The organism is Nitrosomonas sp., assembly GCF_019752095.1.
GTDB lineage: Bacteria > Pseudomonadota > Gammaproteobacteria > Burkholderiales > Nitrosomonadaceae > Nitrosomonas.
On the sequence record NZ_JAIEMO010000038.1, the window covers coordinates 20,666 to 43,858 of the forward strand.

Annotated in this window: 21 protein-coding genes and 1 tRNA gene; 3 read left to right on the forward strand and 19 right to left on the reverse strand. The window is 43.2% G+C overall.

The annotated features are described in order from the left end of the window. Nucleotides 1–207: 207 nt before the first annotated feature. Together K2Q13_RS11485 and K2Q13_RS11490 are read left to right on the forward strand one after the other, a co-directional pair. On the forward strand, nucleotides 208–627 hold the full coding sequence (locus K2Q13_RS11485; protein ID WP_292921261.1) for a hypothetical protein: 420 nt from the start codon (nucleotides 208–210) through the stop codon (nucleotides 625–627). Nucleotides 628–1,010: 383 nt separating this feature from the next. Beyond that, nucleotides 1,011–2,393, forward strand: a complete 1,383-nt coding sequence (locus tag K2Q13_RS11490; RefSeq protein ID WP_292921263.1) for an SLC13 family permease — start codon at nucleotides 1,011–1,013, stop codon at nucleotides 2,391–2,393. 59 nt (nucleotides 2,394–2,452) lie between these two features. Here the strand turns inward: K2Q13_RS11490 and K2Q13_RS11495 are convergent, their stop codons facing one another. The 16 genes from K2Q13_RS11495 to K2Q13_RS11570 form a co-directional block, all read right to left on the reverse strand. Next, on the reverse strand, nucleotides 2,453–3,001 hold the full coding sequence (locus tag K2Q13_RS11495; RefSeq protein WP_292921265.1) for a phosphatidylglycerophosphatase A: 549 nt from the start codon (nucleotides 2,999–3,001) through the stop codon (nucleotides 2,453–2,455). Beyond that, nucleotides 2,982–3,953, reverse strand: coding sequence for a thiamine-phosphate kinase (gene thiL, locus K2Q13_RS11500; RefSeq protein ID WP_292921266.1), 972 nt, complete (start codon nucleotides 3,951–3,953; stop codon nucleotides 2,982–2,984). The genes K2Q13_RS11495 and thiL overlap by 20 nt, the downstream gene beginning before the upstream one ends. A gap of 9 nt (nucleotides 3,954–3,962) precedes the next feature. Beyond that, nucleotides 3,963–4,463, reverse strand: a complete 501-nt coding sequence (nusB, locus tag K2Q13_RS11505; protein WP_292921268.1) for a transcription antitermination factor NusB — start codon at nucleotides 4,461–4,463, stop codon at nucleotides 3,963–3,965. After that, nucleotides 4,460–4,942: a 6,7-dimethyl-8-ribityllumazine synthase gene (gene ribH / locus K2Q13_RS11510; RefSeq protein ID WP_292921270.1), complete on the reverse strand. Its 483-nt coding sequence runs from the start codon at nucleotides 4,940–4,942 to the stop codon at nucleotides 4,460–4,462. Before ribH ends, nusB begins: the two co-directional genes overlap by 4 nt. Nucleotides 4,943–4,993: 51 nt before the next feature. Further along, the gene (gene ribBA, locus K2Q13_RS11515; RefSeq protein WP_292921271.1) at nucleotides 4,994–6,091 is read right to left on the reverse strand and encodes a bifunctional 3,4-dihydroxy-2-butanone-4-phosphate synthase/GTP cyclohydrolase II; all 1,098 of its coding nucleotides are present in this window, start codon (nucleotides 6,089–6,091) and stop codon (nucleotides 4,994–4,996) included. A gap of 21 nt (nucleotides 6,092–6,112) precedes the next feature. Beyond that, entirely contained in the window at nucleotides 6,113–6,712 is a 600-nt protein-coding gene (locus K2Q13_RS11520; RefSeq protein ID WP_292921272.1) for a riboflavin synthase, read from the reverse strand. Nucleotides 6,713–6,980: 268 nt separating this feature from the next. Further along, on the reverse strand, nucleotides 6,981–8,933 hold the full coding sequence (locus tag K2Q13_RS11525) for an amylosucrase (RefSeq protein ID WP_292921273.1): 1,953 nt from the start codon (nucleotides 8,931–8,933) through the stop codon (nucleotides 6,981–6,983). Between the two features lie 21 nt (nucleotides 8,934–8,954). Further along, nucleotides 8,955–11,114 carry an HAD-IIB family hydrolase gene (locus K2Q13_RS11530; protein WP_292921275.1) on the reverse strand — a complete coding sequence of 720 codons (2,160 nt, stop codon included), beginning with the start codon at nucleotides 11,112–11,114 and terminating at the stop codon, nucleotides 8,955–8,957. 2 nt (nucleotides 11,115–11,116) lie between these two features. Then, the gene (locus K2Q13_RS11535; protein WP_292921277.1) at nucleotides 11,117–12,031 is read right to left on the reverse strand and encodes a carbohydrate kinase; all 915 of its coding nucleotides are present in this window, start codon (nucleotides 12,029–12,031) and stop codon (nucleotides 11,117–11,119) included. A 420-nt stretch (nucleotides 12,032–12,451) separates the two neighbouring features. Beyond that, nucleotides 12,452–12,528, reverse strand: a tRNA-Arg gene (locus K2Q13_RS11540). Nucleotides 12,529–12,664: 136 nt separating this feature from the next. Beyond that, on the reverse strand, nucleotides 12,665–13,948 hold the full coding sequence (locus K2Q13_RS11545) for an HlyC/CorC family transporter (RefSeq protein WP_292921308.1): 1,284 nt from the start codon (nucleotides 13,946–13,948) through the stop codon (nucleotides 12,665–12,667). A 189-nt stretch (nucleotides 13,949–14,137) separates the two neighbouring features. Further along, nucleotides 14,138–14,893: a cell division protein ZapD gene (gene zapD, locus K2Q13_RS11550; RefSeq protein WP_292921278.1), complete on the reverse strand. Its 756-nt coding sequence runs from the start codon at nucleotides 14,891–14,893 to the stop codon at nucleotides 14,138–14,140. Between the two features lie 118 nt (nucleotides 14,894–15,011). Continuing rightward, nucleotides 15,012–15,608, reverse strand: coding sequence for a dephospho-CoA kinase (gene coaE, locus K2Q13_RS11555; protein ID WP_292921280.1), 597 nt, complete (start codon nucleotides 15,606–15,608; stop codon nucleotides 15,012–15,014). Nucleotides 15,609–15,611: 3 nt separating this feature from the next. Next, nucleotides 15,612–16,472 carry an A24 family peptidase gene (locus tag K2Q13_RS11560; RefSeq protein ID WP_292921281.1) on the reverse strand — a complete coding sequence of 287 codons (861 nt, stop codon included), beginning with the start codon at nucleotides 16,470–16,472 and terminating at the stop codon, nucleotides 15,612–15,614. A 36-nt stretch (nucleotides 16,473–16,508) separates the two neighbouring features. Then, a complete protein-coding gene (locus tag K2Q13_RS11565) occupies nucleotides 16,509–17,732 on the reverse strand; it encodes a type II secretion system F family protein (protein ID WP_292921282.1) in 1,224 nt (407 codons plus the stop codon). A 197-nt stretch (nucleotides 17,733–17,929) separates the two neighbouring features. Further along, entirely contained in the window at nucleotides 17,930–18,826 is an 897-nt protein-coding gene (locus tag K2Q13_RS11570) for an SDR family oxidoreductase (protein ID WP_292921283.1), read from the reverse strand. Between the two features lie 48 nt (nucleotides 18,827–18,874). Here K2Q13_RS11570 and K2Q13_RS11575 point away from each other — a divergent pair, with 48 nt between their 5' ends. Beyond that, nucleotides 18,875–19,939 (forward strand): CDP-6-deoxy-delta-3,4-glucoseen reductase, encoded by a 1,065-nt coding sequence (locus K2Q13_RS11575; RefSeq protein ID WP_292921284.1) that lies wholly within the window; start codon nucleotides 18,875–18,877, stop codon nucleotides 19,937–19,939. Nucleotides 19,940–20,109: 170 nt separating this feature from the next. On the opposite strand, the gene K2Q13_RS11580 is transcribed toward K2Q13_RS11575, so the two are convergent. From K2Q13_RS11580 to hemC, 3 genes are all read right to left on the reverse strand, one after another. Continuing rightward, the gene (locus tag K2Q13_RS11580; protein WP_292921285.1) at nucleotides 20,110–21,246 is read right to left on the reverse strand and encodes a heme biosynthesis HemY N-terminal domain-containing protein; all 1,137 of its coding nucleotides are present in this window, start codon (nucleotides 21,244–21,246) and stop codon (nucleotides 20,110–20,112) included. Between the two features lie 150 nt (nucleotides 21,247–21,396). Next, nucleotides 21,397–22,182: a uroporphyrinogen-III synthase gene (locus K2Q13_RS11585; RefSeq protein ID WP_292921286.1), complete on the reverse strand. Its 786-nt coding sequence runs from the start codon at nucleotides 22,180–22,182 to the stop codon at nucleotides 21,397–21,399. Then, a complete protein-coding gene (hemC, locus tag K2Q13_RS11590; RefSeq protein WP_292921287.1) occupies nucleotides 22,179–23,135 on the reverse strand; it encodes a hydroxymethylbilane synthase in 957 nt (318 codons plus the stop codon). The genes K2Q13_RS11585 and hemC overlap by 4 nt, the downstream gene beginning before the upstream one ends. Between the last annotated feature and the right edge of the window lie 58 nt (nucleotides 23,136–23,193).

Genomic DNA, 23,193 nt, shown 5'->3' on the forward strand with positions numbered 1-23,193 from the left:
CCGGTCAAAAGAGAAATAGCGGGCGCATGAATTGGTCAATCATTCATTTGATCGATACCTCTATCAAACCGTATAGTCCCATCATCTGGTAAAGATGACTGCCAGATTAAACCCGGAATAGCACCTTACAATCCTAGCTTCCAATGGAAACCATTAGATAAAAAACAGGGTTTCCCCAATATACTCATTGCATTAAGTGCAGTTATTATGACAGTCATCAACTTACCACTGGAGGAACTGATCATGAAAGCACAAAAACTCTTAGCACTAATCTCTGTTTTGGCATTTAGCTTAACTGCTTCATCAGTATTCGCAGTAGAAGGTATTGATGACAACAATCATGCCGCATTGGCGCAATATTATGAAAGTGTTGCCAAGGAAACCGAAACAAAATTGCAAAAAAATAAAGCAGCACTCGAAGAATACGAGGCACATCCTTATTACTATGGTAGACGAGGACAGGATTTTAAATCACACACCACCGCGAATATTCGCGAATACGAGACCGTGTTGGCAGAAAGTCTGAATCATGCAGACCTGCATAAGAAAATAGCAATGGATCAAGGTAATCCAGCAGTCAACAAAGCGCGACTTAATCTTAATGAAGATGCATCAGCAATTAGATAATTTAGGCGCAACTCAATTGGATCTGTAATAGATTCCACTGGGAGCTAACAGCCGTCGGGTGACCGATGGCTGTTTTTTATTTCCATTTCCGATTACGATTTTCTTCATCACTGTGATAATGAAACTATTTTGACCTCATCGTCGATATTTGGTTATCTCGTATCCCCCGAAACCAAACATTTGGTCGCAAATCAAATATTGAACTGAATTCTGCTCACGTCGGCATGGCCGAGCGTTCAGTAACATTTCATAAAAGAACATAGTACCTACATTGCTTCAGTCTCATAAAGCATGATTGACGCACCTCCCCCACTCCGGCATGATGCAAATCCTTTGATGCACAGCATCTGTTGCAGATTTATCATCACTAGAATTTAAATTTTATGACCATTACTCCCAATCGCGAATGGGCTTTGATTGTTGGTCCTTTGCTTGCAATCGCTATGTTCTTTGCCATGTCTCAGTTTGGTTGGGAAGAATACGCCTGCTGGACCGGAGCTGTGGCCATTCTGTGCGTGGTTTGGTGGGTTTTTGAGCCGATCCCTATTCCTGCAACCTCCATTATTCCACTAGCGGTTTTCCCGCTCCTTGGTGTATTACCGCAGGAAAAAATAGCCATGGCGTATGGCAACGAGCTGATTTTGTTGATGCTTGGCGGTTTTATCTTGTCAGCAGCAATGGAGCGTTCCGGCGCACATCGGCGGATTGCGCTCGGGATGGTCAATCTGGTCGGTGGAACCAGTAGCCGCCGGATTGTACTGGGATTTATGGTAGCCTCTGCCGTGTTAAGCATGTGGATATCGAATACTGCAACGACGTTAATGATGCTACCAATTGCACTGGCGGTCATTGCACAGAGTCCGGATAAAAAATTAGCCATCCCTTTGCTATTGGCGATTGCTTACGGCAGCAATATCGGTGGTCTTGGAACGCCCATCGGTACACCACCAAACTTGGTCTTCATTCAACAATATGAAAATTTCACCGGAATAGCGGTGAGTTTCTCACAGTGGATGAGCTGGGGATTACCCGTCGTGGTGATCTTTATCCCAATTGCCGGGCTGTGGCTCACGCGCAAATTGGATTATCGTGGCGTATTGGTGATTCCTCCGGCGGGTGACTGGCGCCCCGAAGAACGCCGCGTACTGATTATTTTTGGTTTGACTGCCTTAGCGTGGATTACGCGCCTTGAACCATTCGGCGGTTGGAGCACTTGGTTTGATCTCAAAGGCGCGAATGATGCGATTGTTGCATTAGTTGCTGTGGTGATTTTGTTTTTAGTACCTAACGGTCGCGGCAGCAAGTTGCTCGACTGGGAAACCGCAGAGAAAGTGCCCTGGGGCATTCTTATCCTGTTTGCCGCAGGTATTTCCATTGCTCAGGCCTTTGTAGAATCCGGACTATCCCGCGCAATCGGCGATCAATTGGCGGTTCTCGCCAACTTGCACCCACTGATAATCATTGCCGTCATCACACTAAGTGTGACTTTTCTTACGGAAGCTACCAGTAACACCGCAACCACGATATTGTTGATGCCGATTCTGGCGCCCGCTGCGTTGGCGGCAGGCATTGAGCCAAGCCTGCTGATGGTGCCCGCTGCAATGAGTGCGAGTTGCGCCTTTATGTTGCCCGTTGCGACCGCACCAAACGCCATCGTCTTTGGCAGTGGTCACATCTCTATTGCCAATATGGTCAGAGAGGGGGCGGCATTGAATTTTATCGGTGCGATGGTGATTACGTTGGTATGTTATTTCTTGGTTGCATAACAAATCCGAGGTTTGAATGAATGGTGCGGATAATCGTTGAGGTTAAAAGACTAACAAAGTCAAAAATAGCCTTCAGATAACACCCACGTTTTCCATCCGGCCAAGCATAGAAGTGTGAAGAATGCGGCTAATAAATCGTCGAACATGACGCCAAACCCACCTTTTAGGTTACGATCGTAATAGCGAATGGGCTGGGGCTTGACGATATCAAACAGACGAAACAATGCAAATGCAGCCACTTGCCAGGCCCAGTGATCCGGGGTGAAATATAATACCAAGAGGAATGCCACAGTTTCATCCCACACCATGCCGCTATGATCAGGCTCTCTCAGTGCTTTGCCAGTTAGACCACATGCCCAAATGCCTATGATAAAAAGGATGTCAATAAGCAACAAAAAATAAAAAGGGCTAAGATAATGATTAAACAATGAGAATAATGGAAAAGCGACCAATGTTCCCACCGTTCCTGGTGCAATAGGACTTAATCCGGCTCCACCGGAGAATGCAATCATATAGGCAGGATGGCTGTAGAGAAAATCCACATTCGGTCGGATTGGTGGAGATAAGGCACTGGATGGATTGTGAATATCAGATTCTGAAATGGTCATATCCTTGGGTTTCCAAAGTCATTGTGTTTCCCTGCGCGTCTTTCACAATTAAACCTGTACCGGAATGAATCTTACCGATGCGGTTGAGCGAGATGGCCAACTCGGCGGCAAGCGTTTCAATCTTCCGGCGATTTATTTTCGGCGCCGTAAAACATAACTCATAATCATCGCCGCCAGCCAGCAAGCAACTCATCGCTACTGATTGCTGGCGGTATTTTCTCAATACTGGGGAGCATGGTATATCGGTCAGATTAATCCAGGCTGCTTTTCCGGAAGCAGTCAAAATGTGCCCCAAATCGGCCATCAATCCATCCGAGATATCGACGGCACTATGCGCCAGGCCAATCAAACGCTGACCAAGCTCCACTCTAGCAGTCGGTGTCAGGAGCGCTGGCAAGCATTGCTCAATCTCAACGGGATGCAAAGTGAATTGCCGCAATTCATGCTGTAGCGCCAAAGCCGCATCACCTATTTGACCGGAAACCCAAATGTCATCATCCAGCTTGGCGCCACTTCGACGTAATGCTTTACCTGCTGTAACCTCACCGATAATTTGTATTCCGATATTCAGCGCCCCGGCGGTAGTGTCTCCTCCGATCAACTCGATTTGGTGTAAATCAGCCAAAGCAAAGAAACCTTCACTGAATTTAGATAACCAAGCAATATTCTGCTTAACCAAATCTTCCGGCAATGTTAATGTCAGCAGTACCCATCGCGGTTTAGCGCCCATCGCGGCCATATCGGACAAATTAACTGCCAGGGATTTGTATCCGAGCCTGTAAGGATCAGCTTCAGGAAAGAAATGCTTACCACACACCAACGTATCCGTTGAAATGGCTAATTCGGTTCCTGTTGTTGCTGCAATCAGTGCTGCATCATCACCGATTCCCAGTACTGCGGTCGAAGCAGGCCGTTTGAAATAACGACGGATAATATCAAATTCTGAATGCATGCTGGAAAACTACGCGCGATTTTTAGTCGCTTTTTGCGCTTGAATCTCAACGCTACGCAATCGAGCAGCCAGTTTATCCAGTACGCCATTTACGTATTTGTGTCCGTCACTACCCCCATAGGTTTTAGCTAATTCAATCGCTTCATTGAGAATGGCACGATAAGGGATTTCCGGATGATGACTTAACTCGAACGTACTCAATAATAAAATTGCAAACTCTACCGGACTCAGTTCATTGAGGGGCCGATCCAAGCATGGTTGGATGATTTTTTCCAATTCATCCACACTTTGCAATGCACCCTGCAGCACATGGGTAAAATGTTTATCATCGACATGCCTGAATTCGTCGGACTCGCGCAACTGCTGTTCGATAAAACTTGTTGTGCCGCCCGCAGTGCGCCATTGATAGATGCCCTGCAATACAAATTCACGCGCAATCCGGCGACGGCTTTTATACTTCTCCGTTTTTTTGTCTGTGGGAGAGCTTATGTCAGGAAGTGTGCCGTTCATATCTCGAATTCATCAATTCTGATATGCAAATTGGCCACTTCCAGCGCAACTTGGGCTGCTTCCATGCCTTTAGTACTCATCCGTGCAATCGCCTGATCTTCATTATCGGTCGTCAATATGCCATTAGCGATAGGAATCTCAACTTCGAGCTGTACCATAAGCAAACCACGCGCGGATTCGTTGGCAACTACTTCGAAATGATAGGTATCACCGCGTATCACCGCACCCAGTGCGATCATCGCATCAAATTGATCGGACATAGCCATTCTTTTCATCGTGAGCGGAATTTCTAATGCACCCGGTACCGTTACAATGAGAATATTTGAATCCTGCATACCATTTTTTTTCAACTCTGCGGTACAAGCGCTCAACAGCCCTTCACCAATATCAATATTAAAACGGCTCATGACAATACCCACGCGTAAATCTGATCCATCCAGATTCGGTTCAAATTCAAGAATATTGTCATAATACGACATACCAGACTCCTGTTTATTTAGCCTAAAACTGATTAATATAAAGTTAAAATATTACCCGTGTGTCTCAACATAACTCGTCACTTCCAATCCAAATCCTGTCACACTGGGCATTTTTCTTGGGGCTGCCATTAAACGCATTTTTCCTACACTAAGATCTTTAAGTATTTGTGCACCAATACCATGATCGCGTAGATCTGTCTTAATCGCGTTGGGGAAATGGGGTCCCTGCAACTGGATGCGTTCGATCAGTTTGGCTGAACTTTCTTTTCGATGCAATAGTACGATAACACCACACCCTGCCTCAGCAATCAATTTCATCGCAGCATGAATACTCCAGGAATGCGTGCTGTCATTAATATCCAATAAATCAATCACCGACAATGGTTCATGCACACGCACCAATGTTTCGGTTGCGGGATTTATTTTACCTTTGACCAATGCCAAATGGGTCATATGCGTTATCTCATCACGGTAGGCCACTAACTGAAATTCGCCATGCAAAGTTTGGATGACGCGCTCAGCAACACGGGTAACTAGGCTTTCGATTTGATTACGGTATTCGATTAAATCCGAGATTGCACCAATTTTAAGTTGATGTTTATGTGCAAAAGTTATGAGATCTGGCAACCGCGCCATACTGCCATCTTCTTTTAGAATTTCGCAGATTACCGAAGCCGCAGTCAAACCCGCTATCCTGGCTAAGTCGCAGCCCGCCTCGGTGTGTCCGGCACGCATCAGCACTCCACCTTTCTGGGCCATCAGCGGAAAAATATGCCCGGGTTGTACAATGTCTTCTGGTTTCGCATCTTTATTAACAGCAGCTTGAATGGTGCGCGCACGATCCGCCGCCGAAATACCCGTAGTGACGCCACTGGCGGATTCAATGGAAAGTGTAAAATTGGTACCCAGCGGCGCACGATTAGAAGATACCATTAAAGGCAGATCTAACTGATGGCATTTTTCTTCGGTTAAGGTTAAGCAAATCAACCCTCGGCCATGGGTAGCCATAAAATTGATGGCTTCCGGTGTTACAAAATCAGCAGCAAGAACCAAGTCGCCTTCATTCTCGCGATCTTCCTCATCAATCAGGATGACCATTTTACCCAGCTTCAGATCTGCAATGACCTCCTGAATCGCACTGATACTCATATTCATTTTTTCCGAATGACGTTAGATATTTAACAACTTTGCCACATAGCGCGCCAACATATCAGTCTCCAAATTTACACGTATTTCTGGCGCCAGCTCATTTAAAGTGGTCATCGCTAAAGTATGCGGAATAAGATTGATGGAAAACTCATTACCTTCAACTTGATTAATTGTCAGGCTAACTCCATTCACTGTGATCGAGCCTTTATGTGCCAGGTATCGCAATATTGAATCTGGCGCCCGAATGATCAACTCATAACTCTCCCCAGCGGGTTCAAATTTAATTACGATACCAATTCCATCCACATGGCCACTAACCAAGTGGCCACCCAATCGGTCCGACAAGCGCAAAGCTTTTTCCAAATTGACGCGTATACCGGTCTGATTAAGTCCTTGAGTACAGTTTAGTGTTTCTTGCGAAACATCCACAGTGAATTTATTAACGGTCAATGAAGTAACCGTGAGACAAACACCGTTCACAGCAATACTATCACCGACATTCACATCGCTCAGATCCAGCTCTCCAGTAAAAATACTTAAGGATAGCCCATTATTGCTATGATCCATATTGGGTTGAGTCTGAGTTATTTCACCCACTGCCTGTATGATTCCGGTAAACATCTCGCTACGTATTAATTCTGAATGGCAAAAAGAGGTATCAAGGACTGTGAATCAATGTTCATTCAACAAACAGTTTGCTAGAGCTGTTGCAAGTATACCTTGCTAAAATCGCAATTACTTATCTCTAGGAAACTTTTACTTGAAGCTAAATTATGATTGAAGCAAACCTCGGTTCTCAATGAATCAATGTAATTTTAAATCAACAGGTTCGATGGAATATCATCTCTCCCCACTCGTGAGTTGCAAAAATCTGATCGCATACTTTTTATTATGCTTGCAACCAATAAAAAGACCGTGCAGGACAAATTAAGCTTTCATCTGTCACATGCAGGGTTTCTCCGCTTACTAAATCTTTGATTAACTCGTGCTGAAAAAAACCCATATGTTGGAGCGGGGATAGCTTTAAAGGTTGCGGCTCATCATCAAAATTTCCAACCACCAGAACTCGTGGGCTGTTATTGATTTGATCAAATCGTGAAAACACAAAAAGATGGGGATTGTCTACGTTCAATAATTCGCGATTGTTTCTATCTGCAAAAGCTGGCACTTCCTTGCGCACAGCAATCATTTTCTTTACCGCACAAAAAATGCTGTATTCGACTGTTCCTGGCTGTGTTCTTAACATTGCTCTGTTCCAGTCCATTTTGGGACGGTGTGCCCAACGATTATCCGTGCTCTTTGATTCATCATTAAGATAAGAATCATCATTGAGCGTTCCGATGGCATCTCCATAATAAAGCATCGGAATTCCGCCAAACGAAAGGATCATTCCGTGTAACAGTAGAATAATCTTAATAGCCATATTCGTAGCATTAACGTCATTATTTTCCAGCGCGTGCTTAAGTCCTGCGAGCGAAGCGAGCGATCCCGAAATACGTGCATCGCCCGTCTCCAAATTTCTTCCAAAAGCAAGTCCGGCTGCCAGAGACCCTTCAAAATTTCCAGTAAAATAATCAACCAGAAAACGTCGATGCGATAATGGTTCATATCCAGCAGAAACGATGTCGGAATCGCTAAACCCCAAGCCAATATCATCATGGCTACGTGCGTAATTGAGCCAAGTTGCTCGTTCAAGTTTCTGAGGAATATTCTGTATACCGATATTAAGCAGTATGGCCTTTTTTGTCGCCACAGCATCCCACAGCAGCGCCATATAAGTAGCATTGTAGGCAATCTCACACTCTTTCGCATTGATAGCATCTTCGCCAAAATACTTAATAATCTCGGTGGGCGAGACAATAGCTTCTGCAATAAACAACACGCCTGGGGCAGTAACTTGGCAACAATCTTTCATTAGCTGCAAAATCAGATGAGCTTCACGCTCATTCTGGCAAGAACTACCTATTTTTTTCCAGAGAAATGCTACCGCATCAAGCCGTAGAATATCGGCACCACGGTTAGCCCAAAACAAAAGAATGTCCAGCATTTCTATGAGTACTGACGGATTCTGATAATTTAAATCCCATTGATAGTGGTTAAATACAGTCATCACCCATTTACCCATCTTTTCATCCCAAGTGAAGTTGCCCGGCGCAGTTTCCGGGAATACTTCCGGCATTGACTCTTCATAGATGTCAGGGATTGATCGATCATCAAATGTGAAGTAGTAATCCTGATAGGTTTTATCACCTTCACGCGCTTTTTCAGCCCATTCATGCTGATCAGAAGTATGATTAACCACCACATCCAGCACTAGTAACATGTCGCGCTTTTTCATGCTGTCAACTAGTTTATCAAAATCCTTAAAGGTGCCGAATCGACTATCAATCTTGCAATAGTCTCTAACAGCATAGCCGCCATCGCTCTTGCCTTCAGGGCAATCACAAATAGGCATAATGTGTACCAGGTTAACACCTAATTCTTGCAGGTAACTTAATCTGGGTAGCATACCCTGCAGATTGTCGGCATATCCATCGCAATACAGTGCCATACCCACCCATTTCTGGCTTAGAAACCAATTGTGATCTTTTTCGCGCTCCAAGTCTGTTTTCTTGAGATGGCTGGGTCTAGTAGCGTATTGGCGCATAAGTGTTTCTACCAGATTCCGCATCTGTTCTTTGAAATCTGGCCGATTCCCATAAAGCGTATTGAATAGCGAATAAATCGCATAGAAGTTTGCGCCTAATCGCGTATAAAAGAGTTGCAGATTCTGTGGCTTTGATTTTTGCCTCAACTCAACCAAAATATCATTAAGCAATGAGTGCGAAATCTGTTCATACATGATTTTATATACCTAGAATTTTCAGCTATCCATAGACCGCCAGCCGTAATGCGCCAGCCCTTCAAGAATGCCATCCGCGTGATGGCCCTGAGCAAAATATATTCGTTCCATACCGCGCAACTGCTCAAGTTCCGCACCATAGTTGCCAACCACTATACCCAGCGTATCACCAAGCAACATTTCCTTATCGTTACCTGAATCACCCGCGACCAAAAAATTTTCCAGAGGTAATCCCCATTTGTAAGCCAAATAGCGGATAGCATGCCCTTTGGAAGCACGTACCGGCAACACATCCAGAAATTCCTCATGCGAGTATATAAGCCGCGCATGCAAATGATGTTCCTGCAGTAGCTGGCAAAGATCATGCAAAGATGGCATCTGCTCTGGCGCCACGTTATAACTCAGCTTAAATTTACGTTGATTCTCGACAGGTTGAAGTGTCAACCCAGGAATCTCGGACAATACTTGCTCCAGCGCCTCCCGTCGCCACAAGTGCGCGATACGATTCGCCCAGCCAATATCCGGTTGAAGCTTATAACTATAATTAATTTCACTGCCGACTGAGGTGATTAATACATTGGGGATTGGAACCCGCGCATTCTTGAGTACACTGACCGCGCTTTCCAGAGAGCGTCCAGTGGCAATACCGAAGACTATCGATCCTGTGTGATTTTTTAACCAGTCGACTAGTTGCAGCAATCCCTTTCTATTGCCTATCAAAGTGTTGTCTATATCGCTGATCAGCGCCTTACGCGCCAACGGCATGGGCGATTTACCATCTTGCATGGTAAACGCAATCTGCCGACGCATACGTTTGCGATCGCGGCGCAGCAACCTGCGCACCTCTCTCACATACTTACTGACGTGAGCGTCCCAACTATAATGGCGGCGTGTTCCTGTAACGCCATTCTTTGCCCACAATCGCCATTGCTGTTTATCCGATAGCACGCTATCAAGTGCAGAAGCAATAGCGGCTGGATCAAGAGGATTTACCAGTAACCCGTTACAGCAATTGGCCACAATGTCCTGAGGTCCACCATCTTCCGTGGCCACAAAGGGTAGGCCGCTGGCGGCTGCTTCAATCAGGGTCAAGCCGAAAGGCTCGGTTAATGCCGGATTAACAAATACGCCGCGACGACGTGCAGCAAGGCGATATAACTCTGGAATGTCTTCAGCGCTGTGATGCTTGGGTATTGCAACCTTACCCCATATGTCAAAGTGATCAATGTCCAGCAACAGTTCCCTCAGTACTTTTTGTGATGCTTCATCGAGTTCGCGTATATCGTCGCGATTGCCTGCGACGATGACCAGATTGGCCTTCTCTTGTAATGCTGGATTACTTCCGTAAGCATTGATCAATCCTTTCAGATTTTTATGAATGGCAGGACGACAGATTGCAAGTATCATCGGCTTGACAGGATCAGAAAGAAATTTATCCACCATATGAACGACATTAGCGTTGATTTTCCTACGCCCCGGTGGTGAGAAACGAGCAATATCGGTACCCGGAGGGATCACTACAAAACGGCCACTTGCGTGATTGTGATACATACCGTACTGCTCGGTAACTTCCTGTCGAGTGCTAGTGATCACCATCGCAACGTTAACCAATAAATCCTCTTCTATCGTGATGCGTCGCTCAAAATTGAATTGACGATCAATAGCTTGTTTCTTGCGACCACTCGCCAGCAAGTGTAATTGTTTGGGACGTCCTAATGAGTGACCCGTGTGTACCTGAGGTATGCCAAGTAGCTGCGATAGCTGTTGACCTACGTATCCGGCATCCGCGTAATGTGTATGAATCAGATCCGGCAATCGGCCTTGTTGACGCAAAAAATGCAGACTGCGATCCGCCAGCTGATCAAGATGAGGCCACAGCAGTTCCTTGCGTACATAGTGCGATGGGCCGAAAGGCAAGCGCAGAATACGCGCGCCATCACCGATTTCTTCAACGGGCTGGGAATAATCTGGCGACAGTGCGGGATCTTCGATCAACCGCGTCAACAAATCCACTTGTCCGATCTCGCGATGGCGGGCCAATGCGCGCATCAGCTCCACCACATAGGTGATTTGCCCACCCGTGTCGGCATCACGACCCAACTCCATATTATTTCCTCTGATCAATCCATGCGTACTGATCATCAAAATATACAAGGTATTCTCATTATTGATCGAGTCCATCGTTATGTCTTCCAATCCGCAATAAACGATCCATAAAAATCAGAAGAATCAGGAATAGCTCCCCGTATTTCGCACAAAGCAGCGGCAAAAGCGTTTGCACGCAATAAGGTAAGCATGATAGGCCACCCGCGCAACAGACCCAGTATATACACAGAAGCAAAACCATCCCCAGCACCGACTGTATCCACCACAGGACGCGAAGACACCAATCCATCTATATTTGTCACTTTACTATCTTTGCCGAGTTGCCAAGCACCTTCTTCACCACAGGTGACCAGCATACTATCCAAGTTAAAGTGTTTTATCAGCGCTGCTGCTTTTTGTACTCGATTTATGCCAGGTAGCCGGAAAAGTGGCACCAATACATCCAGCTCCTCCTGATTTATCTTAACCAAGTCTGCATGTATTAAAGAATGTTTTATGGTGTGCATGTCATACCAAGGTTTACGTAAATTGATATCCAGTAAGCGTGGCGCCTTGTTACTGCGAAGCAATGTTACCAAAGCATGAGCGGATATTGAGTTGCGCTGAGCCAAGGTACCAAAGTAAATTAATTGCGGGCATATGGTCGAAGAAACCCTATCCGCCATACCTGCATGGATGAAGTCATAAGCCTGTTCCGGCAAAATTTCAAAGCGATGTCCACGTTCTTCCAGGTGAACCATTACTTGCCCGGTCGGATGTAAATTATCACGCTGTATACCACAATCGTCCATATTGGCATCTTTGATCTGAGCAAGTAGTTCACAACCCAGTTCGTCATTTCCGATACGCGATATTAATACCGGATGCAGCCCAAATGCTTGCAAGTGACGTGCAACATTAAACGGAGCACCTCCAAACACTTTTCGATCATCGAATATGTCTACCAGAACTTCTCCGAACAATATTATCGTTTCTGATTTAATAGATGCCATGGATACCAACTACACTTTTGGTTTAATTACATAGCGAAATCTTGAGGCTCACTTCAGAGCAAGATAATTCATGATGCAGCTGTTTCAGACAATACAGTTTTGAGTCCGCTAAAAAATATATTGCTTATTTGGTTAGAAATTAGCATCTTATATGGCAAAGAAATTGCCAAAGAACATCTTTTACACCTTACCATACCCAATACATAAATAGGAAATCATCAATCGATCGATTGATCAATAATTGCTATTATTACCAGATTCAAGAAGTGGGTCTAATCTCACCAGAGTAATTCTGTATTCAGTTGATTCCATGACCAAATATTCAACGCCACATAGACTAGAAAAACTAAGCAGTAAAATAACTAACAGCACATTTGCGCTTGAAAGCAAATACTTATGATAGCAGTTTTTGACGGATTTTGGCGCGCCCAACACGATTCGAACGTGCGACCCCCGCCTTCGGAGGGCGGTACTCTATCCAGCTGAGCTATGGGCGCTCTGATAAACAAACTAGTTAAATGTTTGCCGAGCGACAGAATAACTGCTTTTATTATTCCCGTCCAACCTGGATTGTTCAGAGTGTGTCTATCATGTTGTAGTAGTGACGCTAAATAATGTATCTTTCCAATCTGATTACTCAGATTGCTTTGTTTCAGCTTCAGCAGAAGCGGGAAAAATTTTAACAGTTTTTACAGTTCGATTTTTGGTTTGAATAACTTCCATTGGATAACCGGAAATATTGAGACCAGTGCCCGCCTCTGGAATATCCTCAAAATATTCTAAAATTAATCCATTTAGAGTTTTCGGCCCATCTAGCGGAAACTGAAAATCAAGTTTGCGATTTAATTCTCGCAGCAATGTTCTTCCTTCGACAACGATACTGCCATCTTCCTGTTTCAGAAAAATACTGGTTTGGGTAGGTGCTTGAGTAGTAAATTCACCAATAATTTCTTCAATAATATCTTCCAGTGTGACCAACCCCATCCATTCCCCATATTCATCAACGACCAACCCGACCCTTTTCTGGTTTTCTTGAAATAGCTGTAGTTGCGAAAATAATGAGGTACCAGAAGGAATGAAATAAGGTTTGCGCATGACCTTCTCCAGAGTTGATGCCGTGATTTTCCCTCCCTGCATTTGATTCAGAACCTTACGCACATGCACAAGACCAACTATGTTATCCATACGCTCACGGTAAATTGGCAGGCGAGTATGATGGCAGGTTAACAATTGTGCGTGAATAACTTCATCATCAGCATTGAGATCAATAGCCTCAATTTGGTTGCGTGGAACAATGACATCGTCAACTGTGATTTCTTCAAGATCAAATAGATTTAACAGCACGCTTTGGTGCTTATGCTGTATGAAGTGTCCTCCTTCCAGCACTAGCATCTTAAGTTCTTCCGTACTTATTTTCTGCTCAAGCTCTGCACTCTGGGGCTTCAATCGAAATAGGACCAATAATCCACTCACAAACAAATTGACAAACCACACAATGGGGTAACAAATAATCAGCAAGGGCGTCAGAACATAACTTGCTGCCAAAGCGATGCGCTCAGGATAAGCAGCAGCAATCACTTTCGGAGTGATTTCGCTAAACACGAGAATGGCGAAGGTTACCGCTATTGTTCCCATAAACAACGCAAACTCATCTTGCACAAAGAGTGTGGCAACAATGACCGCCACCAGCGTAGCAGAAGCAGTATTTAGCAAGTTGTTTCCGAGCAATATGACACCCAACAGCCGATCTGTTTTTTCAAGTAATTTTACCGTTAATCGGGCGCCACGGTGGCCTTGCTTGGCTAGATGCCTCAATCGATAGCGATTAATTGCCATCATACTGGTTTCAGATAACGAGAAAAAACCTGACACAATCAACAGGATCACCAATGCAATCAGCATGATGTGCAACGGTATATCTTCCAAGGAGCACCTCTAATTGAAGTAATGAATTGATAGTAATTTTAAACGAACTTTCGTTATTCTGAATTCAAACGAATGTTTGTCAATAAGAAAACAATCAGTTGGGCAAATTAATAATCGTATTGCATCAGGATGGTAGTTCCGGCGCTATTATTCTGATAAATCCAAAAATTTTAACTGGAACTAAAGATTGCAGAAGGTTATTTCAAATGTTACGTCGCCTTCATAAACTTTGTTTTTTTGCACTGATTGTGCCGGAATAAAACGAATGTTTAATGCATATTTGTTGGCGCTGATTTCGGGTACACAGGGAAGCTGATCACTTATGTTGAGTCTTAGCATGTGCGCTGAGTATTCTGAGCCATTATGCTGAAAAACACCTTGATTCGCAACCACCCTTAGAGTTCTTCCACTCTTTCGCAATAGTAACAAAACAATTCTGAATGCGTTACGTATAGGTTGAAATGGAGACAACCATTCATTAAGATCTTCATGCCGATGTACAGGATCTAAATTGAGCCAATAATGATAGGATGGCAAATCAAACACACAACAACCGCCAGGTATTCCAATTCGCTGTTTAATCGCCATCAGCCATTCATTTCCACGCAGGTGTTCGCCAACTTTTCCGGGAAAGTCCAGTATTTCCCTGAAAGTGACTTTTATGTCATTTAGGACACTATCAAGCGCTTCCTCAGAAACATCTGGATTTTTTCGTAACATTTCGAGTATCAGTTTTTGCCGTTCCAGTTCTTGCAATAAATCTGATTTAATATCTGCACGATTGGTGATTTCTAGAACTTCAAATAAAGCCATGAGCGAAGCATGATGTTCAGAAGCGCTCTCTTTAGTTGAAAAAAAATCAATTCTATTAAACAGGTCTTCAAGTCGCAGGAGGGTGCGTATACGCTCATTAAGCGGGTGTTCATAACAAATCACAACTATGCGTCCACAACAAGGATTAGAAACATTAGGTCTTGCCCGAGAAGGATTATTTCACAAAAGAAGCAAGTTTCCCAGTTAAATTCTTGATCATCATGTCGCAACATAATGTTTATTATGACAAAGACAGGTATTTCCTGTGTAGCTTAACTACCTGTGCTTTTAGATATGCAAGATCTTGACTGTTGTCAATCACATCGTCCGCTTTTTGTAAGCGATTCTTTCGTGATACCTGTGTTGCAATGATTGCTTTTACTTGATGTTCAGTCAGCTTGCTACGTTCCATCGTACGCAATATTTGTTGTTGCTCTTCACAATCAACAACCAAGCTGTGCTGAATTACTTTGTCGTAATCATCCGTTTCAAATAAAAGCGGGATGACGACTATGATATAGGATGATCGAGTTTTTTTGACTTGCTGCAGAGTTTCGGAAAGAATGAGTGGATGAAGAATTTTTTCCAATGTAACCCTATAATTACTATCAGAAAAAATTAAGTCTCTCATTTTTTTCCTATCCAGAGAACCATCTGCAGCTATCATGGTTTCTCCAAAAGAATTTTTAAGTGAGCTCATTGCCAAACCGTGAGGCTCAGTTAGCATCCTAGCAATTACGTCAGTATCAATAACATCAACACCCAAATCCACAAAACATTGACTAGCACTTGATTTCCCACAACCAATTCCTCCAGTTAGTCCTACAATAAAGGTCATTGATTAGAACAATCCAAGGTAGGCATGATTAAGCTTTTCTCCCCAGAATAATGCGATAAGCGCTCCGCCAACCAGATAAGGACCAAATGGGATAGGAATATTCTTATTGAGTTTTGCTGCGATGATCAACCCAACACCTACGATGGTAGCAACCAGTGAAGAAAAAAGCATAACCAGCGGTAGCATACTCCAGCCCAACCAAGCACCAATTGCGGATAATAATTTAAAATCACCAAATCCTATACCTTCTTTCCCGGTTAACAATTTAAAACACCAATAAATCGACCATAAGGAAAAATAGCCCACTGCGGCACCAATAACTGCTGATTGAATATCGGTAAAGCCATTATTAATATTAACCAATAACCCCAGCCATAATAACGGTAAAGTTATATCATCCGGCAATAGTTGTGTATTGAGATCAATCATCGCCAAGGTAATGAGCGCCCATACAAAAATCAATGCCGCGATCGTTATCAAACCGTATCCAAAATGCCAGGCAACTATGCCGCTCATTAAGGCTGTTAAAGCTTCTACAATAGGGTAACGAGAAGAAATGTGCACGTTGCACTGGGAGCAACGACCGCGTAAAAATAGATAGCTAACCACTGGAATGTTTTCCCATAGGCTCAGCTTGTGTCCGCAATGAATACAAGCTGAGCGCGGAGTAACAAGATTAAATGTTGGCAATGTTTTGTTTGCTTGACCCTGTAACTCTGCACATTGCTGCAGCCAACTTCTTTTAAGCATCTCGGGCAGTCGATAAATCACGACATTCAGAAAGCTACCTATCATTAAACCAAGAAGCGCGATCAAGGAGATAAAAAAAGTAGGAAAATCTTGCAGCATGGTGAGTAAGGTCATGGTTATTCTGTATAAATTGGATTACCTAAGATAGCGTTAACTAACAACCATGCCCATCTTAAAGATAGGCAAATACATTGCGACTACCATGCCACCAATAAGTGTTCCTAGAACAACCATGATCATAGGTTCCATTAAACTTGAAAGTGCGGCAACAGCATCGTCAACTTCCGCTTCATAGAAGTCGGCTATTTTTCCGAGCATAGAATCCAGCGATCCTGCTTCTTCACCAATAGCTACCATTTGAATAACCATGTTGGGAAATACATTGCTGTTAGCCATAGATGACATTAAGCTATTACCTGTGCTAACTTCAAGCTGTATATTCTTTGTAGCTTCATAATAGATATAATTTCCAGCGGCACCTGCGACGGAATCTAATGATTCTACCAAAGGAACGCCTGCTGCAAACATCGTTGAAAGTGTGCGCGACCAACGCGCAATAGTAGCTTTACGAATTACTTCTCCGAAAACAGGAATCTTAAGCGCAACACGATCAATAAATCGCTGCATAGGAACAGATCTTTTCCAGGTATAAAAGAAAGCATAAATTCCCCCCCACACAATCCCAAAGATTGCCCACCAATAGGCGACAAAGAAATCTGAGATCGTCATTACAAAGAGTGTTGGAGCGGGCAAATCGGCACCGAAACCCTCAAACAAATCTTTAAAAGCCGGGATCACAAAAATCATTATTATCGCTGTAATGACAAATGCAACTACAATAATTGAAATAGGATAAAAAAGAGCTGATTTAATTTTTCCCTTGATAGCTTGAATTTTTTCTTTATAAGTAGCTAGGCGATCTAGAATAGTATCAAGAATACCCGCGGCCTCTCCTGCACCAACAAGATTACAATATAAAGCATCAAAATAAAGTGGGTATTTGCGAAATGCATCCGTCAAGTTACTACCAGTTTCAACATCAGCTTTAATATCCATCAACAACTTACTCAAGGCCCTGTTACTATGGCCTTTCCCTATAATTTCAAACGCCTGTAGCAATGGCACACCCGATTTCATCATGGTTGCTAGTTGGCGCGTAAATAACGTTATGTCTTTCTCAATGATTCTGCCATTGGATCGCATTTTTTCTATTTTTGTAACTTTGATGCCCTGACGGCGCAGAGTGGAAGTTACAACCACAGTTCCTGCGGCGCGCATTTCACCTTTTAGTTGCTTTCCAGACTTATCCTTTCCTTCCCAAGAATAATTAATTTCTTTTATTTTTTTTTCAGCGCTTGCGGTTATGGTTGCCATAATCAGTTCCTTTAAAACTCAATATATTCTTGATAGTTAAGCATTCTTAACCAGAGTCACAAAAATTCTAATTTTGTTCTTTCTTGGCAACAAGATCAGAAAATTATTTTTTAAATTGTGCGAATTTAACGGCATTGATTGATTATTACTTAGCGTAAACTAAAAATTTGACGATTAATACCAGACTGAGCGTTGATTTACTGATTAGTGATCAATGCGGCTTTAACACCTTCATGGACTGTCGGATAGAGCAAGCTAACGTGTAATTCTTTTTTTATTCTGAAGTTTCTAAGCCGCCTGGATTCCTTCATAAAAGATAACATACTGGGTGTTATTTGTTCTCGAGCTTGATCTCGAGTGATGCGAGGAGGATGTGGTAAAGCAAAATGATCAGCAACTAAATCAAAATACTCGCCCATTTTGAGATGAGAATCGTCGCAAGCGTGATAAATTCTATTTGTTTTGGCAAACCGTATAGCAGCAAAAATAATCTGAGCAAGGTCATCTGCATGTATGTGATTGGTATAACTATCTTCCACGTCCAATAATGCGGGATGGCCATCTCGCAGACGTTGCAAAGGTAATCTACTAGCTGCATAGATCCCAGGTACGCGCACTATACACGTTGGAATGTGATTACGTTTTCCCCAGTTACGTATTTGCCTTTCAGCAAAGACACGTCGTATAGCTCGATCATTTTCAGGATGAACAGGATGAGTTTCATCAATTAAATCCCCATGGCAATTACCATAAACCCCGCTAGTACTGATATAGATAAGCCGTTGTGGTAAAATCGTCGAATTGATTTTGGCTTGTTTTGTTAGAGCAGACAATAAATGCAGCGTTCTTGTGTCCCGTTTCCCATGATTGGGTGGAGGAGCCAAGTGTAATACTAAATGGGCTATTCCCGCGAGCTTCTTAAGACTTTTTGGGCAATCTAAATTACCGTAAATTGGAGTAATGCCATTTGCGCGTAACAGATCAGCACGGTCTACGCTACGGTATAAACCGAGGATACGGTAATGTGTTTTTAACAGTGGCACTGTCCGCAAAGCAACATCGCCGCAGCCGATAATTAACAGTTTTTTTTTCATACAATCTATTCCATTTCCAAATAATATTTATTATTTATCTGCTACTCAATGTCGTACCAAATCCTTATTCAACCCAGTGGACATATATTAACAGTAAAGCCGGGAGAAACCATTCTTGATGCGGCTCAACGAGAAGGATTCTCACTACCTTACGGCTGTCGTAACGGTTCCTGCGGAATTTGTAAAGGAAAAATCATACGAGGATCGGTGAACTACGGTCGTCATAGTGAAGAGGCCTTGACTGAAGAAGAAAAAAGAGCTGGTAACGCGTTGTTCTGCTGCGCTTCTCCATTGACCGACTTGATCATTGAATGCCAGGAAATCAACGCAATTAAAGATATCGAAATAAAGACCTTGCCTTGTCGCGTACATAAGCTGGATCTTGTCGCTCCCGATGTCATGGTTATTTCATTAAAACTTCCTGCCAAGCAGCGGCTACAATTTTTGCCAGGTCAATATATCGACATCTTGCTCAAAGATGGAAAGCATAGGAGCTTTTCTTTGGCAAATGCGCCTCATAATGATGAGTTTCTGCAATTACATGTACGCAATTACCCTGGAGGCGCATTCACAGAATATGTTTTTAACCAAATGAGGGTTAAAGATATTGTTCGATTTATCGGACCACTTGGATCGTTCTTTCTGCGCGATGCACCCGAAGATACTGCAATTATTTTTCTAGCGAGTGGAACCGGATTTGCGCCAGTAAAAAGCATTCTTGAACACGTTTTATATCAAGAAAAAAACAGAAGCAGCAAAAGAAAAATGGTTCTTTACTGGGGCGCACGTACAAAAGCCGATTTATATTTATCTGAATTAGCTGGCAGTTGGCAGCAACAGCATGAAAACTTCACCTTTGTGCCTGTATTATCTGAACCTCTGTCAACTGATAACTGGACAGGGAAAATAGGATTAGTTCATGAAACCGTGATGCAGGATTTCGAGAATCTAGAAAAATATCAAGTATACGCCTGTGGCATCCCCGCTATGATAAAAGCAGCATACCATGACTTCACCCTTTATTGTAAATTACCTAAAAATGCTTTTTTCTCAGATGTATTCACACCCTCGACAAACAATCCCTCAATAACTAAGGAATCCGGAGCCATATAAAGCAAAGACGCTGAGTAGCCAGCTTAAGTCACGGTGATGAGGTTGAAACGAAACAAATTTAAATGCTTTTTAGCACTCACTTCCGCCTGCCCATGCTTTTGTAATCCCCACTGGAAATCCCCCAACGGCTTAGTTAATAAGCCGTTTAGGAATAAATTCGAGTCCTTTATTTAATGATTCATAGCCAATTCATGTTTACCCAGCTTCTCGTTTAGTTGTGCTAATGCAAAATGTGCTTTATAACTTGGCTCAACCGATAAGCTAGCTTCTAAATAATTTTGCGCTTTACCCCAAAGCTCACAATGAGTACAAAGTTTACCAAGCGTCAACAACAATTGCGCATTGTTAGGTCGTGATTTCAGCCAAACTTCTGCGCATTCAATCTGCCTATTGACATGAGAGCCCAAGCATTCCGCATAAAGTTCAATTAAGTTACTATCCCATGTGATCGGAACATTTTGTTCAATAATCCGATTTGCTGCTACGCAGTCTCCTAGAGAACTGTAGGCACGCACTGCAGCTGCACAAAGTTTACTATCCATCTTTTCCATCGGCGATATGTGCAACCAATACTGATTCAAGGACTGCAAATCGGTTGCTTTGCTTCTAATACTTTCTATTTGCGCATCGTGTCTTAACTGCTTTATGTGTGCTTTATTAGCCGATTGACGTTTCGCCAGTACTTCAGTTAACTCCAATACTGCATCCCAATTTCCACCCTGTTGCTGAGCCTCCAGCTCCAGTTGCAACACCGCAGTAGGTTGCAACCCTCCTTCTGAATACAATAACTGTAAGGTTTTAAGTGCATCCTGATAATGTCCATCATCTAACTGGAACTTAGCTTTAGTGGCAAGGCACAAAGATTTTTCACTCGGCGCTTGATTAAGAGCATCATTTAAATATTGATCTCGTGCTGTATCTTGATCAAGTTTGTGTGCTGAACGAGCTGCAATGACAGCGCTAATTGTTTTGATAGTTTCTGAATTTGCTAACTTTAATGCAGTGGCGGTATTTTTTTGTGCTTTAACAAAATCACCTTCAAAGTAGGCTTTTAGTCCGGATAGCAGCATCTCATCTGTTTTTTTGTGGCGGTGCCTTTTGCTGAATCCCAATACCCCCAGGATGAATCGTACTAGCAAATAGAAAACTATAAAAGCCACGATCACAACAATAATAAACTGATCGAGCGGTAGCTCTAATTGATAGGGCGGCATCACCAGTGAAGCTTGCCCAGTGATGTTTTTAGCAGCAAGTGTAACAGCTACAGCAGCAGTGAATAGTGCTATTAGCCAGACTATCAGTTTCATATATTCTCCCCATTGCATTAGAGTCGATCATTATTAATTTATATCACGGATTACAAATACACACCCACCACCCAGTGAGTACAATTGATGCGCGACTATTTATACTTTATTTTCTGGGCCCCTTTCCTTATATTTCATTCAAAACAAAAGCTATCTTCCCATTGTCTGAAAGTATATATGCAAACCTTTCAGTAAACCTTCATCTCCAGCGCATGCTACTTTTACGATTTTTTCCAACCCTAATTCTTTGGCCACTTGAGCTATGCGCTCATGGGCTGTAAAAACCGGAGTCACTTTGAGTAATTGTTGGCCAAGCTTGCCTATTATGTCAAATAAATTATGCAATCCCTCACTGCTCGTAATGATTACTCCGTGTATTTCCCCTTGTGACCAGGCGGCAAGTAAAGGTGCGCTATCAATATCTGGTTTTCTGCGTAGATAGCATTCGGCATATTCGATATACGCACCGCGTTGTACAAGCGTGTCACCCAATAGCGTCCGCCCGCCATTACCACGAAAAATTACAACACGTTTGCCGCCCATATTCTGTAATTCCCTCGATTTAAGTAGCTCCTCACTATCAAAGCGTTCGATTGGGATAAGAACCTCGTTGACGCCATACTTTCTTAATGTATTCGCAGTGCTTTTTCCTACAGCAGCTATTTTTAAGTGGGGAGGGAACACACGCTGCTTGGCAATTAAATCCATACTTTTGGTAACAGCATTAGGACTGACAAATACCGCCCAATCAAACTCATCCAAGCGTTTGATCAGATCGATCAGTGGGGTAATATTCGCGACATCAGCGATTTCCAATACTGGAAGTAAAATCGGATTGCCACCGCTAGCATGAATACCTTCTGCAAGAAGAGTAGCTTGATGTATTGGACGAGTGACCAGTATATTAATCCCAGCTAATTGTTTACTGGCAGTCAATTCCAGCCTTCGGCAGATACCAAAGCAGCCAGAATTTTATCTGCACCTTGCTTAATTAGCTTTTGCGCCAATTGCTGCCCCATTGCAATACCCGTTTCCGGCTCGCCATCTAATGCTCCGCTCACGATACGTTTACCATCAGGTTGCGCAACAAATCCACGAAGTTGCAGTTTGTTATTGTTAATTTCAGCAAAAGCCCCTAATGGCACCTGACAACTGCCTCCCAATACACGACTCACCGAACGCTCAGCTTCGACACAATAAGCAGTTTCCTGGTGGTGTAATGGCTGCATAAGCTTAACCAAATCTAGACGATCCGCTCTGCATTCGATCCCCAAAGCACCTTGTCCAACCGCAGGCAAGCTTTGTTCAGGATTGAGTAATGCTGTAATGCGATTGGAAAGTTCAAGCCGTTTTAAACCGGCGGCAGCCAGAATAATCGCTGCATACTGATCTTCATCGAGTTTGCGTAACCGGGTTTGAACATTGCCTCGCAATGGTTGCACTTGAAGTTGCGGAAAATGTGCACGCAATTGGCTTTCGCGTCGCAAACTTGATGTGCCAACGACACTACCTGCAGGTAACACGTCCAAACTCGCATAGTGATTAGAAACAAACGCATCGCGTGGATCTTCTCGCTTAGTTATCGCAGCTAGCTTGAATCCTGCTGGAACATTCATAGGCATGTCTTTCATGGAATGCACTGCGATATCAGCGCGACCATCTTCCAGAGCTTGTTCAAGTTCCTTAATAAATAAGCCTTTTCCGCCAATTTTAGATAATGATTGATCCAGTATCTGATCACCGCGTGTTGTCATACCAAGTATGCTGATTTCAGTTTGCGGGTATAATTCGCTTAAGCATTTTTGAATGAACTTGGCTTGCCACATAGCAAGTAAGCTTTCTCGTGAAGCAATGACAATTTTCTTGGGAAATAAAAATGAATTGGGCATTAATAATATAAATGAAAAAATTACAAAAAATTCCTACTGGCGATCATTTTAGCATGGC